This window comes from Deltaproteobacteria bacterium HGW-Deltaproteobacteria-4, from assembly GCA_002841765.1.
GTDB lineage: Bacteria > Desulfobacterota > Desulfuromonadia > Desulfuromonadales > UBA2197 > UBA2197.
Map to the genome: position 1 here is coordinate 14,912 of PHAV01000024.1, position 12,255 is coordinate 27,166.

The window sequence follows — 12,255 nt, forward strand, 5'->3', positions numbered from 1 at the left end:
ACATGCTGCGCCCCTGCATTTTTTCATTTCACCATGAAGGACCTATGACCACACCTCATATCACCATCATCGGGGGCGGCCTGGCTGGCTGCGAAGCCGCCTGGCAGTCGGCCCGCCAGGGCGTCCACGTCTCCCTCTGCGAGATGAAACCACAGCACTTTTCGCCGGCACACCAACTGCCGGGGCTCGGGGAACTGGTTTGCTCCAATTCGCTGCGCGGGGCAGGGATGAATAACGCCGTTGGCTTGCTCAAGGAAGAGCTGCGTCGCTGTGATTCTATTTTTATGCTGGCGGCCGACGCTTGTGCCGTCCCGGCCGGCGGCGCCCTTGCTGTCGATCGTGACGCCTTCAGCGCTTATCTCACCGAGAAGATCGAGGCCCATCCTCGCATCGAGCTGATCCACGGCGAAGTGACAGAGATCCCCGCCGAAGGGACGGTGATCATCGCCTCCGGCCCCTTGACCTCTGCTGCTCTCTCGGCGGCGATAGCGCAGCGGACCGGCAGCGAGCATCTTTACTTTTACGACGCCATCGCCCCGATCGTCGAAGCCGACTCTATTGACTACAGCAAGGCTTTCCGCGCTTCCCGCTACGGCAAGGGGGGCGATGATTACGTCAATTGTCCCCTGTCCCGCGAAGAATATTTTGCTTTTGTCGAAGCGTTGAAGAGTGGCGAAAAAGTCCCGACCCGCGACTTTGAAAAAGCGATCCATTTCGAGGGCTGTCTGCCGGTCGAGACCCTTGCCGAACGCGGCGATCTCACCCTCGCTTTCGGACCGATGAAGCCGGTCGGTCTCCCTGATCCCAGTACCGGTTATGAGCCCTTTGCCGTGGTACAGCTGCGTCAGGATGATCGCCACGCCACCCTCTTCAATCTCGTCGGCTTCCAGACCAAGCTCACCTGGCCGGAGCAGCGCCGTATCTTTGCCATGCTCCCCGGCCTGGAGAACGCCCGCTTCGCTCGTCTCGGCTCCATGCACCGCAACACCTTCCTCAATGCCCCGGTCTGCCTCACCCGTACTCTGCAACTCAAGAGTGACCATCGCCTCTACTTTGCCGGCCAGATCACCGGCGTTGAAGGCTACGTCGAGTCGGCCGGCTGCGGTTTTCTCGCCGGCCTCTTCGCCGCCCGCGCCCTGCACGGTCAGGAAGCGCCGCTGCCGCCGGCCACCACCGCCCTCGGCGCTCTCCTCTTTCATCTCGCGGAGACGGCAGTCAAAGATTTCCAGCCGATGAACGTCAACTATGGCCTCTTCCCCCCTTTGGACGACCGCAGACGCAAGCGTGCCGACCGACGCCTGGCGATGGCGGAGCGCGGGCTGGTGGATCTCGAACCGTGGCGACTGGCACTGGATGCTGAGTGAATTTCCTGCGGATAAATTGTAACAACTAGCCATATCAGGAGTTTGCACCATTCAATTTTCATAGAAAATCGCCACTCAGATTTCTTTTGGTGTGGCGGTTTTTTTACGAAGGCGGCTTCAGGCTTTAATTGATTTATGCTAGGACCATTGCTGGTCCGCCCGAAATATTTTGTCAGCCTATTGACAATGATATTTTATTGTCTATATTTAAATAAAATTTTTTTAATTTGTGAAATGCCGGGTATATGTAAAATAATAAATCGTTTTGGGAGGTTGCCATGAAGCTGACAATGACAGTGATCACATGCTTGCTGTTGACAGGATTTTGTGGGTCTTTGTATGCATCTGATACAACTGATTGCGAAGACTGGGGGAAAATGGGGGGGTACGGTGTTAAATATGATGTAAATACCGTAGTTACTATCTCTGGCGAAATTGATGCTGTCAGGAAAATTGCGTTAGGAAAAAGAGTCGTCGGTCGTTTTTGTTATGCTATAGATATTGACGACGGGGAGAAAATTCATACGATATACTTAGGTCCAGGATCGTTCATAAAACAGAAAGGCTTTGTTTTTTCCCCGGGAACTAAGGTCACCGTAATCGGTTCCAGTGTTACAATCGACGGCCGTCCACTCGTTTTAGCCAAAGAAGTCAATGATGGTGGCAGAGTGCTTCATCTTCGGGATGATAAAGGTAAGCACCTCTAACGAGTCAATCACGAAGTAATAGTCAAAATGCCAAAGACCGCCCCGCGAGCAGATAACAGGTGGCGGCCTTTGGCATTTTTCCCGCAAATTTTTGTGATTCCTAAGTTCGTTTGTGCATCGTAACCGGGAACGGCTAAGTTGATCCTGTCCAAGGACCGTCAGTGTCAATGGCATAATCCCTATCCTGCAACTCAACCCCCCAATCCGCCAGCTCCCCGACCACGCCATCCAGCAAGGGCATCATCGCTGCTGCCACCGTAGGGGTTAAACGCATCTCCATCTCGATCGATCCCGGCTGCACCCCCCAGACCACCAGTTCCTCCGGTACATGCCCCTGCAGTTCAGCTACGGCGAGGAGGTCCTGCACCCCCATCTGATGGACGGAGAGTTTGCTGGCAAAGGCGCGAGGCACCTCCTCCCCTTGAAGGCGGAAGAGATCGCCGGGGGCGGCGCCCATGTCGATGGCATCGATGATCAAGAGTTTTTTGATCCCTTCGAGCATCGGCAGGAGATCGAGGCCAAGGGTACCGCCATCGACAACAGTGACGCCGGCGGGGAAGCTGTAGCGGGCTTTTAATGCTTCAATGGCAGTGACGCCGATGGCGTCGTCATTCATCAGCGAATTGCCGATTCCCAAAACCAGGATTGCCATCAAAGATCCTTCGGTTCGATGTAGCGGTAGCCGCCGAAGATGCTGCTGACAGTGCCGTTGCGTTCTTTGATATCCATGAGAACGGCGCTGTAAACGTGGTTGATGAAGAAGCCGGCAAGGAGCCACATGATAGCGTGATGGATGAGGCGCAGCCACTGGCTATCGATGAGAGTGAGGATCCACGCTGTCCAGGCCGCCATCATTCCGCCCGGATTGTATTGGGCGTAGAGAGCAAAGCCGCCGACGATCTGGATGATGAGCAGGGCAAAGACGCCGGCATAAGCGAGGGCAGCCACCGGATTATGGCCGACTTCATAGGAGATCTGTTTGCCGGTAAAGGTGTAGTAGCGTAGCATCTTGATGAAGTTGCGGCGTCCTTCTGCGGTTCGCCAGGGGATGAAGGCGCGCCAGGACGCATGATGATTGCCGGCGAACATCCAGTAGATGCGCGCCAGCATCGATGTGGTGAGGACGTAGGCGGCGACAAAGTGGATGAAGCGGATCCAGCCCATGACAAAGCCGCCGTCGACACCTGCGATCAGGTAGGGGAAGCCGATGAAAGCGCCGGTGATTGAGAGCACAACGATCGCCAGGGCGTTGACCCAGTGGGTGACCCGGACCGGGAGTTCCCAGACGTAGCGAATTTCAAGCATGGCATTAACTCCTTCCCTTTAGAGGGCCTTGATCCGCACGATCTCGGTTCCTTTGCCGTCGAAAACGTGGACAGCGCAGGCGAGGCAGGGGTCAAAGGAGTGGATGGTGCGCAGAATCTCCAGGGGGTTCATCTCGTCGGCAATCGGCGTGCCGATCAAGGCCGATTCGTAAGGACCGAGCTGCCCCATGGCATCACGGGGGCCGGCGTTCCAGGTCGAAGGGACGACCGCCTGGTAGTTGGCAATGGCGCCGTTCTTGATACGAATCCAGTGGCCAAGGGCGCCGCGCGGGGCTTCGTGGAAACCGTAACCCTGCGCCTCATTCGGCCAGGTCGAGGGATCCCACTTCTCTTTGTTGAAGGTCTCGTAGATGCCGCGCCCCATATTGTCGGCAAGCTGCTGCAGCCAGACTTCATTCTTCTGCGCCAACACCAGGCAATCGATGCCACGGGCGGCGGTGCGGCCGAGGGTCGAGAAGAGGGCGCCGGCGCCAACGCCGAGTTTGGCGAGGACGAAGTCAACCGCTCCTTTGACATCGGGATTGCCGCCGACATAAGCGACAAGAACCCGCGCCAACGGCCCGACTTCCATCGGTTGATCGTTGTAGCGGGGCGATTTGACCCAGGAATACTTCTCGTCAGTGTTGAGGAATTCGTACGGCGGCTTCGGTCCGGTGTACTTGGGAGTAGTTTCGCCGTCGTAGGGGTGCAGACCCTTTTTGTCGCCAGCAGCGTAGGTATACCAGGAGCTGGTGACGTACTCGCTGATCTTCTTTTCATCGACGGGGAGGAGGTTGGCGAGATCTTTGGCAAGGATGATCCCTGACGGGAAATAAAGGCTGCTAGCGCTACCGGAGTTATCCATAGGGAAATCGCCGTAGCTGAGAAAATTGCCGATCCCGCCGCCAATGGCGGCCCAATCTTTATAGAAGGAAGCAATGGCGAGGAGGTCGGGAATGTAGACCTGTTCGACAAAGGTGCGCGCTTGCTTGAGGAGTTTGCCGATATGGGCGATCTTGTCGGCGTTGAGGGCATTCTGGCTGTCGGGGTCGACGGGGATCGACATGCCGCCGACCAGGAAGGTCTGGGGATGGGGATTCTTCGAGCCGAGGATAGCGTGAATCTTGATGACCTCCTTCTGCCATTCCAGCGCTTCGAGGTAGTGGGCTACCGCCATGAGATTCGCTTCCGGCGGTAGTTTGTAGGCGCTGTGCCCCCAATAGCCATTCTGGAAGGGGCCGAGTCGGCCGGTGTTGACGAAGGCCTGGATCTTCTCCTGCACACCCTTGAAGTAGGTTGTACTCGACTTCGGCCAATCGGAGATCGACTGTGCCAGTTGCGAGGTCTTGGCCGGATCGGCCGCAAGGGCACTGACGATATCGACCCAGTCGAGGGCATGGAGATGGTAAAAGTGGATGACGTGATCCTGGACGTTCTGAATCCCCATGATCAGGTTGCGGATCAGGCGAGCATTATCGGGGATCTGAATCTTCAAGGCATCCTCAACGGCGCGGATGCTCGCCATCGAGTGGACCGTGGTGCAGACACCGCAGAAGCGCTGGGTAAAGTGGTGGGCATCGCGGGGGTCACGTCCTTTGAGGATCGTCTCGATACCGCGAAAGGCGGTGGAGGAGCTCCAGGCATTGACAATCTTCCCCCCCTCGACCTGGGCCTCTATGCGCAGGTGACCTTCAATGCGGGTAATCGGATCGACAGCAATTCGCTTCGCCATAATTATTCCTCCACTTTCACTTTGTCAGATTCCATGGCATCCCCTTTGCGGAAGGCACTGGCAACGCCGTGCACTGCAAAGGCTGCTGCTGTCGCGCCGACCAGACCGAGACCTATTTTGTCGGCGGTCGCCTCAACCCCGAAACCGGGGACTTGCGGGAGGCGGCGGTAGAAGGGACTCATGGTGTCCCAGAAACCGGGGCTGGCGCAGCCGATGCAACCGTGTCCCGCCATCACCGGCCAGCTCAATCCTTCATTGTAGCGAATCGTCGGGCAGTTGTGGAAAGCCTCCGGTCCCTTACATCCGAGTTTATAAAGGCAGTGCCCCTGCCGGTGGCCGGCATCGTCAAAACTTTCGGCGTACTGCCCGGCATCAAAGTGGGCGCGGCGTTCGCAATTGTCGTGAATCCGTTTGCCATAAGCGAATTTCGGCCGGCCGATAGCGTCGACCGCCGGCAGTTTGCCGAAGGTGAGGAAATGGACAAGGGTGGCGGTGAGATTGTCTGCATTGACCGGACAGCCGGGGAGGTTGACGATTGTCGCCCCCGGCACCAGATCGCGGACACCGACTGCTGTTGTCGGGTTCGGGGCCGCAGCGGGGAGGCCACCGTAGGAGGCGCAGGTGCCGACGGTAATCGTTGCTGCGGCGTTCTTGATCAGTTTTTTTGCACTCTCCACGGCACTCTCGCCACCGACAGTGCAATAAGCGCCGCTTTCGCCGGTCGGAATCGCCCCTTCGACGATGAGGAGATATTTCCCTTTGTACTTCTCCATCGCATCCCACTTCGATTTTTCCGCCTGGTGGCCGGCGGCGGCCATAACCACTTCGGCATATTCAAGGGAGATGATATCGAGAATAATCTCGGCCGCGGTCGGTTGGTTGGCACGCAGGAAAGCTTCGGAATCGCCGCTGCAGCTTTGGTACTCCACCCAGATTACCGGAAGGCGTTTATCCTCCAGGGCCGCGGCAACTCTGGGGACAAAGGTCAAGGGAAGAGCGAGGGTGGCAGTCATGGTCGTACAGAACTTGATGAAGTCGCGGCGGCTAACCCCTTTGGCTTCCCACTTGCGAAGAATCTCTTCAGAAATGCCCCCCGCTTCAGATGAAACCGGTTCGTTTTTCATTCGCGTCTCCTTTCGTGTCCTGTAACGCTTTATCAGGTAAAAACGGATGTGAATTAAGTCAATTGAACATAGATAGTGAAATTAATAAATTTAATTTCATAACATTGTTATTTAGAAAATAGAGATTGTCAAGAAACATTCGACGGTTAGATTTAGCGCTGCACAGATTGACAGCAATGCACTTTGACTTATAGTTATGACATTGTTTGATCAAAATGGAACCGGCAGATGAAAATTTTTCTGGCACTTTAATTGACCACTTTTCAACTGCCCCCATGAACTCGGAGGTCATTATTATGCGAAGAAATGTGACGCGTCTTTTTTCTTGCCTTTTAGTCTGGAGTATCCTTCTTCCCTTCATGGCAAGTCAGGTGCTGGCTATACCCCTTCTCCCTGATTTTGTACCACTAGTGAAAGAGTTGAAACCGACAGTGGTAAATATCAACACCGCCACCAAGATCAAGATGCCGCGCCAGCCGCATCCTAATTTTTTGTATGATCCGTTTAATCCCGGACCCTTTGATGACTTTTTTGAGCGGTTTTACGAAGAACAGTGGCGGCAGCATAAAGGGATGAAAAAAAGGAGTCTCGGCTCAGGATTTCTCATCAGCAGCGATGGTTATATCCTGACAAATTATCATGTAGTGGCCAAAGCTGATGAGATCAACGTCAAGCTTTCTGATGGGCGTGAATTCAGGGCGACCGTGAGGGGGAGCGACGAAAAACTTGATCTCGCCCTGATCAAGATTGAGAGCAAGACCGCGCTACCGGCGGTTCGACTCGGCGATAGCGATACCATTGAGATTGGGGAGTGGGTTCTGGCCATCGGTAATCCCTTTGGTCTGGCGGAGACGGTGACGGCCGGAATAATCAGCGCCAAAGGGAGGGTGATCGGCAGTGGGCCCTATGATGATTTTATCCAGACCGACGCGTCGATTAATCCGGGAAACTCCGGTGGCCCCCTTTTTAATATCAAAGGCGAAGTAGTCGGCATTAATTCGGCGATTATAGCCGGCGGTCAGGGGATTGGCTTTGCTATTCCCGTCAACATGGCCAAGTCGATTGTCGAACAATTGAAAGAGGAGGGGAAGGTGACACGGGGATGGCTGGGAGTGATGATTCAGCCAGTAACGGCGAATCTCGCCAAATCATTCGGACTGGAGGATGAAAGAGGAGCCTTGATCAGTGAGGTTGTGGCAGAGAGCCCGGCAGAGAAGGCCGGACTCAAGGCCGGTGATATTATTGTGACCTTTGCCGGCAAGAAAATTCAGGAGATGAATGACCTGCCCCGTCTTGTCGCTGCAACGCCGGTCAGTAAAAAGGTAAAAGTGACCTATTTGCGGGGAGGAAATGAGGCGGAGACAAGCGTTGTCATTGACCGCCTCAAGGATGTCGCATCAGGTAATACGCTCGGTGATGGCAGTGCCCCACTGGGGATAAAGGTGCGCGAATTGACAGCTGAGTTGGCCAGACATATGCGCACGCAAGAAACTTCAGGTGTGGTGATTGCTGAGCTGGATGAAGAGGGCCTTGCTGCCGAAGCGGGGTTCCAGCTCAACGACATCATCAAGGAGGTCAACGGGCACAGGATTACTTCTCTTGATGATTATAAAAAGGCCATGGCTACGTATGGAAAGGGTGACATTGTGCGGTTGCTCGTGCGGCGTGGCGATAGTTTTCTTTATATCGCCGTAAAGGTGGAGTGATGGTTTTCGCGGCTGGAGTTCCATAAAAAGGGCGGGCGATGCAGTTGCATCGCCCGCCCTTTTGCTTCGGGAGTGAAAGAAGAAGAGATTAATCCGCAACGACACTCGTATCGGTCTGCTCCCAGTGTTCCGGTGAACGCCACAGGCCGGAGAGGATCAGTTGTCGCATATGCAGGAATTCTTTGGGCAACCGGTCATACATTTTGACGAAAAGGTCTTCGTGGGAGACGAGTTCCTCTTTCCAGAGACCCCGGTCAACGGACATCAGATCATAGAACTGCTCACGGCTTACACTTTCCAGGCCTGTCCAGTCGATGTCTTCGTAGCGCGGCATCCAGCCGAGGGGGCTTTCGACCGCGGCGGCATTGCCGTTGACCCGCTCAACGATCCACTTGAGGATGCGCATATTCTCGCCGTAGCCGGGCCAGAGGAACTTGCCGCCAGCATCCTTGCGGAACCAGTTGACACTGAAGATGCGGGGTGGTTTTGGCGTTGAGCGGCCAACTTGTAGCCAGTGGCCGAAGTAATCGGCCATGTGATAGCCGCAGAAGGGGAGCATGGCAAAGGGGTCGCGGCGGACATTGCCGACCGCGCCGACCGCGGCGGCAGTCGTCTCTGAACCCATGGTGGCGGCAAGGTAGACGCCGAAGCTCCAGTTGAAGGATTGGTAGACGAGGGGAACGACGTTGTTACGGCGGCCGCCAAAGACAAAAGCGGCCATCGGTACGCCCTTGGGATTCTCCCATTCGGCGTCGATGGTGGGACACTGACTCGCCGGAGAGGTAAAGCGGGAGTTCGGATGGGCGGCATTGCGGCCGCAGTCGCGCGTCCAGGGGTTCCCCTGCCAATCGGTCAGGGTTGCCGGTGCTTCATCCGTCATCCCTTCCCACCAGACATCACCATCCGGGGTGAGGGCAACATTGGTAAAGATACTGTTGCTGGCGCAGGAAATCATCGCATTCGGATTGGTCTTGGCCGAAGTGCCGGGGGCTACGCCAAAGAAACCGTATTCCGGGTTGATGGCGTAGAGGCGGCCATCGGGTCCGGGCTTGATCCAGGCGATATCGTCGCCGATGGTGGTAATCTTCCAGCCGTTCTTGTTGAAGACCTCCGGCGGGACGAGCATCGCCAGGTTGGTCTTGCCGCATGCACTTGGGAAGGCGGCGCCGAGGTAGGTCTTCTCCCCTTGCGGCGATTCGATGCCGAGGATAAGCATGTGCTCGGCCAGCCACCCTTCATCCTTGGCCAGTTTGGAGGCGATGCGCAGGGCCAGACACTTCTTGCCGAGGAGGGCGTTGCCACCGTAACCGCTGCCATAGGACCAGATGGCGCGCTCTTCGGGGAAGTGAACAATATATTTCTCTTTGTTGCATGGCCAAGGGACATCTTGCTGTCCGACCGCGAGGGGGGCGCCGACCGAGTGCAGACAGGGGATGAATTCACCATCGCCGAGTACGTCGAGGACAGCTTTGCCCATCCGGGTCATGATCTTCATGTTGACGACAACATAAGGGGAGTCCGTAATCTCAATGCCGATTTTGGCGATCGGTGAACCGAGGGGCCCCATACTGAAGGGGATGACATACATGGTGCGACCCTGCATGCAGCCTTTAAAAAGTTTGGCCAGGGTCTCTTTCATCTCTTTCGGATGAACCCAGTTATTGGTCGGGCCGGCATCCTGCTTGGAAAGACTGCAGATAAAGGTCCGGTCTTCAACGCGGGCCACATCCCCGGGATCGGAGCAAGCAAGGTAGCTGTTGGAGCGTTTCTGCTCATTCAGCTTTATAAAGGTGCCGCTCTTGACCAACTGCGCACACATGGCATCGTACTCAGCCTGAGAACCATCGCACCAATGAATCCGCTCCGGTTCACATAGCCCCGCAACCTCGGCGACCCAGTTCAGCAATGCTTCGTTCTTGGTAAATGCGTTACTCATTCCTCTTGTCTCCTTCCGAATGGTCGGACATTCCGCAGAATCTCCACGATAAGCGTAAAGGCAGCACAACAACTTGTTGCTCAACCCCAGAATTTTACCGCCAAACTATACATAGATCGGTCCTTCTTTCCAAGTAGAAAGATGTTTTTATGTGACTTTTCTCCCTTTGTATGCCGACTTCTCTCTGGCAAGCTTTTAATTTTCAGTAAAAATAATCCTGCAACAATGACACTGGTTTGAATAGGCAAAAACGAACTTTCAGCCCTTCGAACAAAGTTATTGCTGCGGCGCATGATAATAGCTGCAAGTCCTCCGAAGAAACTTTGCCTGTGGCGCGTGCTGTCTGTTCAACATTGGAGAAATTATTGAGGCGCGGCCTCTGGAGATGTTTTACTCAAGCGATCGAGCAGCCAGGAGAAGGCTTCCAAGACCAAGGGGCCGATAACCAGTCCAGTCAGACCGAAGACAGTGAGTCCGCCTATGGCGCCAAGTGTGACGGTGAGGGTGGAAAGTTGTGCTCCGCTGATTTTCGTGAGGAGTGGGCGGGTAATGTTGTCGATTGAGCCGATGATGAAGATGCCGGAGAGAGCGAGAATGAGAGCTCTTATCCAAGCGCCGTTGATTACCAGCCACAGGACAAAGGGGACCCAGACGATGGCGGTGCCGATAACTGGAACCAGGGCGCAAAAACTGATCAGGGCGGCGATGAGGAGCGGGGAGGGGAGGCCCAGAAACAGAAAGATCGTGCCCCCGATAATCCCCTGGACAAGGCACGTGCCGGCGACTCCCCAAAAGAGGCCGGCGGCGGCAGCGGCCAGTCGGGAGAGAAGTGATCCCATGTCGTACTCAATCGGAACGGCACTGATGATCTTTCTGTGCCAAGTTGGCCCTGCGGAACAAACGCAGAAGTAAAGAAAGAGAAAGGCTACGGTGCTGAAGAGGAAAGAGCCGACGTTGATGGCCGCCCGGGTAAAGAAAGCGGAGGAGTAGGTGACGATAGCTTTGCCAAGTTCTGCTGCATGAACGAGAAGGGTCTCTTCGAGGGTGTCCCCGGCCAAATAATTAAGCAGCGGGGCCGGGAGGGGGGAATTAAGAAGCAGTTGTCGCAACGATTCTGCTGAGGGAGTTGTGAACCCTTGAGCTTCAAGGCGCTGGTAGGCCGCGGATGCTTCGATGATAATTTGACCGCCGAGCAGGGTGATTGGGACGATGATAGTGAGAAGAACGATAAAGAGCATGAGCAGGGAGGTTTGTAGCGGGGAGCAGTGTCGTTGCAACCGTTGCTGTAAAGGGAGTCCCGCCTGGTAGATGATCAGCGCCCAGGCAAAGGCAGGCAAGAAAGGGAGACAAATGTAGCCGGTCAGAAGGACGATGGCAAGGATGCCAAAATAGGCGAAAAAAATCATAGATCACTTACTCCTTGAGCGCTGACGGTATATTTATCTGAAATCAAAGCATACTGCATGTGCACTAAAATCCAAAGCTACTTTGTGCCGACTGTGTGCATCGCCTTTAAATTAAAAAATCATCGCCCGCCAAAGATTTGTTGACAGTCGAAAGCGGATCGGCTATAAGACCGGTTCTGTCGAGTTGGTGACCCCGTGCTGATTTTGCTCTTGCAATTTACTTTTTTCGGGTGTATAAGTGCCGACCTGTGCTGGCGTAGCTCAGTAGGTAGAGCAGCTGACTTGTAATCAGCAGGTCGCGGGTTCGATTCCTGTCGCCAGCTCCATTAGCAGCAGGGATAACGAGGGAAACAATTTAATAATAATGAACCCCATTGGAGGGGTTCCCGAGCGGCCAAAGGGAGCAGACTGTAAATCTGCCGTCGTAGACTTCGAAGGTTCGAACCCTTCCCCCTCCACCATAAATTATACTTGCCGGATGAAGAGCGTTGTCATCTTCCAGGAGGCGAAAAGCCGTACGGACTGGGTATGACGATGAAGTTGAGTCCAACAAAAGGTTTGTTTTGGCGGGAGTAGCTCAGTTGGCTAGAGCATCAGCCTTCCAAGCTGAGGGTCGCGGGTTCGAGCCCCGTTTCCCGCTCCAAAACAAATAAAGCGTCCCGATAAGAATGAATGAGCCCACATAGCTCAGTAGGTAGAGCACTTCCTTGGTAAGGAAGAGGTCACCGGTTCAAATCCGGTTGTGGGCTCCAGGAATTCTTGCGGGGTTTTCGCGTTTTTCTTGACTTTGATTCGTGGCAGTAAAGAATGCCGATCACACTTCTAAATGCTGAGCAAAAAGAGATCTTGAATAGGGAGGAACTGAATCATGGGCAAGGCAAAATTTGAAAGAAACAAACCACACGTCAATGTTGGCACGATCGGTCACGTAGACCACGGGAAGACAACTCTGACGGCAGCAATCACCAAAGTTATG

Annotated in this window: 10 protein-coding genes and 4 tRNA genes; 8 read left to right on the forward strand and 6 right to left on the reverse strand. The window is 54.8% G+C overall.

Annotated features, from left to right (window positions below; translation table 11 throughout):
* The first annotated feature begins 44 nt into the window (after positions 1 to 44).
* On the forward strand, positions 45 to 1,364 hold the full coding sequence (locus CVU69_13245; protein PKN11304.1) for a methylenetetrahydrofolate--tRNA-(uracil(54)-C(5))-methyltransferase (FADH(2)-oxidizing) TrmFO: 1,320 nt from the start codon (positions 45 to 47) through the stop codon (positions 1,362 to 1,364).
* Between the two features lie 278 nt (positions 1,365 to 1,642).
* A complete protein-coding gene (locus CVU69_13250) occupies positions 1,643 to 2,071 on the forward strand; it encodes a DNA-binding protein (protein ID PKN11295.1) in 429 nt (142 codons plus the stop codon).
* 133 nt (positions 2,072 to 2,204) lie between these two features.
* On the opposite strand, the gene hybD is transcribed toward CVU69_13250, so the two are convergent.
* Genes hybD through CVU69_13270 form a run of 4 tightly spaced genes read right to left on the reverse strand, consistent with a single transcriptional unit; the run spans position 2,205 to position 6,231 of the window.
* Positions 2,205 to 2,723, reverse strand: a complete 519-nt coding sequence (gene hybD, locus CVU69_13255; GenBank protein PKN11296.1) for a HyaD/HybD family hydrogenase maturation endopeptidase — start codon at positions 2,721 to 2,723, stop codon at positions 2,205 to 2,207.
* Positions 2,723 to 3,376 carry a Ni/Fe-hydrogenase, b-type cytochrome subunit gene (cybH, locus tag CVU69_13260; protein PKN11297.1) on the reverse strand — a complete coding sequence of 218 codons (654 nt, stop codon included), beginning with the start codon at positions 3,374 to 3,376 and terminating at the stop codon, positions 2,723 to 2,725. Before cybH ends, hybD begins: the two co-directional genes overlap by 1 nt.
* A gap of 18 nt (positions 3,377 to 3,394) precedes the next feature.
* A complete protein-coding gene (locus tag CVU69_13265; GenBank protein PKN11298.1) occupies positions 3,395 to 5,107 on the reverse strand; it encodes a hydrogenase 2 large subunit in 1,713 nt (570 codons plus the stop codon).
* A 2-nt stretch (positions 5,108 to 5,109) separates the two neighbouring features.
* Positions 5,110 to 6,231, reverse strand: coding sequence for a [Ni/Fe] hydrogenase small subunit (locus tag CVU69_13270; protein PKN11299.1), 1,122 nt, complete (start codon positions 6,229 to 6,231; stop codon positions 5,110 to 5,112).
* A 296-nt stretch (positions 6,232 to 6,527) separates the two neighbouring features.
* On the opposite strand from CVU69_13270, the gene CVU69_13275 reads away from it, so the two are divergent.
* On the forward strand, positions 6,528 to 7,937 hold the full coding sequence (locus CVU69_13275; protein PKN11305.1) for a peptidase: 1,410 nt from the start codon (positions 6,528 to 6,530) through the stop codon (positions 7,935 to 7,937).
* An 88-nt stretch (positions 7,938 to 8,025) separates the two neighbouring features.
* Here CVU69_13275 and CVU69_13280 read toward each other — a convergent pair whose 3' ends face one another.
* Together CVU69_13280 and CVU69_13285 are read right to left on the reverse strand one after the other, a co-directional pair.
* Positions 8,026 to 9,873, reverse strand: a complete 1,848-nt coding sequence (locus CVU69_13280) for a phosphoenolpyruvate carboxykinase (GTP) (protein PKN11300.1) — start codon at positions 9,871 to 9,873, stop codon at positions 8,026 to 8,028.
* A 362-nt stretch (positions 9,874 to 10,235) separates the two neighbouring features.
* Positions 10,236 to 11,279, reverse strand: coding sequence for a hypothetical protein (locus CVU69_13285; protein PKN11301.1), 1,044 nt, complete (start codon positions 11,277 to 11,279; stop codon positions 10,236 to 10,238).
* Between the two features lie 250 nt (positions 11,280 to 11,529).
* Here CVU69_13285 and CVU69_13290 point away from each other — a divergent pair.
* From CVU69_13290 to CVU69_13310, 5 genes are all read left to right on the forward strand, one after another.
* Positions 11,530 to 11,605, forward strand: a tRNA-Thr gene (locus CVU69_13290).
* A 50-nt stretch (positions 11,606 to 11,655) separates the two neighbouring features.
* Positions 11,656 to 11,740, forward strand: a tRNA-Tyr gene (locus CVU69_13295).
* Positions 11,741 to 11,845: 105 nt separating this feature from the next.
* Positions 11,846 to 11,922: transfer RNA gene (locus CVU69_13300), tRNA-Gly, on the forward strand.
* A 33-nt stretch (positions 11,923 to 11,955) separates the two neighbouring features.
* A tRNA-Thr gene (locus tag CVU69_13305) sits at positions 11,956 to 12,031 on the forward strand.
* Between the two features lie 116 nt (positions 12,032 to 12,147).
* Positions 12,148 to 12,255 (forward strand): hypothetical protein (locus CVU69_13310; protein ID PKN11306.1); only part of this gene is annotated, 108 nt, incomplete at its 3' end.

Coding starts and splice junctions, on each gene's coding strand:
- CVU69_13245 (PKN11304.1), top strand. CDS start 45: ATGACCACACCTCATATCACCATCATCGGGGGCGGCCTGGCTGGCTGC.
- CVU69_13250 (PKN11295.1), top strand. CDS start 1,643: ATGAAGCTGACAATGACAGTGATCACATGCTTGCTGTTGACAGGATTT.
- hybD (PKN11296.1), bottom strand. CDS start 2,723: ATGGCAATCCTGGTTTTGGGAATCGGCAATTCGCTGATGAATGACGAC.
- cybH (PKN11297.1), bottom strand. CDS start 3,376: ATGCTTGAAATTCGCTACGTCTGGGAACTCCCGGTCCGGGTCACCCAC.
- CVU69_13265 (PKN11298.1), bottom strand. CDS start 5,107: ATGGCGAAGCGAATTGCTGTCGATCCGATTACCCGCATTGAAGGTCAC.
- CVU69_13270 (PKN11299.1), bottom strand. CDS start 6,231: ATGAAAAACGAACCGGTTTCATCTGAAGCGGGGGGCATTTCTGAAGAG.
- CVU69_13275 (PKN11305.1), top strand. CDS start 6,528: ATGCGAAGAAATGTGACGCGTCTTTTTTCTTGCCTTTTAGTCTGGAGT.
- CVU69_13280 (PKN11300.1), bottom strand. CDS start 9,873: ATGAGTAACGCATTTACCAAGAACGAAGCATTGCTGAACTGGGTCGCC.
- CVU69_13285 (PKN11301.1), bottom strand. CDS start 11,279: ATGATTTTTTTCGCCTATTTTGGCATCCTTGCCATCGTCCTTCTGACC.